General features: G+C 60.9%; 1 protein-coding gene. It reads right to left on the bottom strand.

From position 1 onward, the window contains the following. On the bottom strand, positions 1-1,255 hold a 1,255-nt coding region (locus tag AWC25_RS24140), incomplete at its 3' end, for an IS256 family transposase (protein ID WP_085167995.1). Between the last annotated feature and the right edge of the window lie 74 nt (positions 1,256-1,329).

Here is a 1,329-nt window from a genome sequence, read left to right on the forward strand (position 1 = left end):
CAGTCGGAGTGATCCGGCCGTTGAAGGTGATCGCGAACGCGTTGAGTGCGGGCTTCCACCTCATTGCCCATCGTGCCTTACCTCGGCCGGTGGGGTCTAGGGATCGGGTCACCAGGTAGAGGCACTTGAGCGCTGCCTGCTCGGTCGGGAAATGCCCACGGGCCCGAATTGCCCGGCGATAACGGGCATTCAGTGATTCGATTGCGTTGGTGCTACAGATGACGCGGCGGATCTCGACGTCGTAGTCCAGGAACGGCACGAACTCGCTCCATGCGTTCTCCCAGAGTTTGATGATCGCTGGATACTGGGCACCCCAGCTGGCGGTGAACTCGACGAATCGTTCCTTGGCCGCAGCCTCGGTGGCCGCGGTGTACACCGGCCGAATGTCCTTGGCGATCTGGTCCCAGTACTTTCGGGATGCGTAGCGAAACGTGTTGCGCAACAGGTGAATCACACAGGTCTGGATGACAGCTCGATCCCAGACGGTGTTGACGGCCTCGGGCAGCCCTTTGAGTCCGTCGCAGACCACGATGCACACATCTGCGGTGCCGCGGTTCTTGATCTCGGTCAGCACCGAGAGCCAGAACTTCGCACCCTCGCCACCATCGCCGGCCCACAACCCGAGGATGTCGCGCTCACCAGTGCAGGTCACCCCGATGGCCACATAGACGGGCCGATTGGTGACCTGTCCGTCGCGGATCTTGACCAAGATCGCGTCGATGAACACCACCGGATACACGGGCTCCAAGGGCCGGTTGCACCACTCGGTCATCTCCTCGACGACCTTATCGGTGATCTTGGAGATGGTGTCCTTAGACACCGTCGCCCCATAAACATCATCGAAATGGGCGGCGATCTCCCCGGTGGTCAGCCCCTTGGCCGTCAGCGACAGCACGATCTCATCAATGCCGGTCAGGCGGCGTTGGCGCTTGCGCACGATCTGCGGATCGAAGCTGGCATTGGTATCGCGTGGCACCTCGATCTCGACCGGACCGATCTCGGTGAATACCGTTTTGGCCCGAGTGCCGTTGCGGGAATTGCCACTGCCGCGCCCCGCAGGATCGTGCTTGTCATAGCCCAGATGCTCGGTCATCTCCGCATCCAGCGCGGTCTCGAGCACGTTCTTGGTCAGCTGGTTGAGCAGGCCATTCGGGCCGACCAACTCAACACCTTGTTCTTTCGCTTGCGCCAGCAGCTGCTCAGCGAGCTGGCGTTGATCCACATCATTCGCCACGGATTCGAGTGTTTCTGACATCGTCAGTCCTCCCCACCAAGCTCACGCTCGGCGTGTCAAACCAAGACCAGATCCACCGTTATTCAGACAGTCCC

This window comes from Mycobacterium sherrisii, assembly GCF_002102355.1.
Lineage (GTDB): Bacteria > Actinomycetota > Actinomycetes > Mycobacteriales > Mycobacteriaceae > Mycobacterium > Mycobacterium sherrisii.